The following is a 420-nucleotide window of genomic DNA, read 5'->3' as shown; positions in this document are numbered from 1 at the left end:
TTGTCTTCGTCATGTCGTTCTCCTTGCGTGGATTGAATCACACGGCAAGGGATACGTTTCTCGCGGGCAAGGTCACATCGGCGTGGACACCTGTGAAACGACGATTGGCAACAGCGCCTTGGCAGATGGCACCGCACCCAACTTGCCGCGCCAGTAACCAAAGCACGGCAGGCTCACGTCCTGCTGCCGGCAATATGCCGCCTGACTCTGGCCGCTGTCGCGCCACGCGGCCAGATGCCGCCTCCAGAATGCCGCCTTGCTATCCATGTGCTTGCTCCCGTTAAAACAGGCGCGTATCGCAACAGCTGCTGACGGCTCAGTACAGGTGAGGTGGCCGGACGGTTACCCACCGTTTCCGGTGAGGGTGTTTCAGGATAAAGCCCCTGGCGGTGACCTGTTGCGGGTCGCGACCTGCGGTCG

The 420-nt window shown here is 61.2% G+C and carries 1 protein-coding gene; it reads right to left on the bottom strand.

What is annotated here, in order from left to right; genetic code table 11:
- Nucleotides 1-72: 72 nt before the first annotated feature.
- Nucleotides 73-267, bottom strand: a complete 195-nt coding sequence (gene tnpA, locus RHOFW104R8_RS10800; protein ID WP_068205432.1) for an IS66 family insertion sequence element accessory protein TnpA — start codon at nt 265-267, stop codon at nt 73-75.
- Nucleotides 268-420 lie beyond the last annotated feature (153 nt).

The sequence above is a fragment of the Rhodanobacter sp. FW104-R8 genome (assembly GCF_001617365.1).
Classification (GTDB): domain Bacteria; phylum Pseudomonadota; class Gammaproteobacteria; order Xanthomonadales; family Rhodanobacteraceae; genus Rhodanobacter.
This window is presented reverse-complemented; position numbering and strand designations above follow the sequence as displayed.

Coding starts and splice junctions, on each gene's coding strand:
- tnpA (WP_068205432.1), bottom strand. CDS start 267: ATGGATAGCAAGGCGGCATTCTGGAGGCGGCATCTGGCCGCGTGGCGC.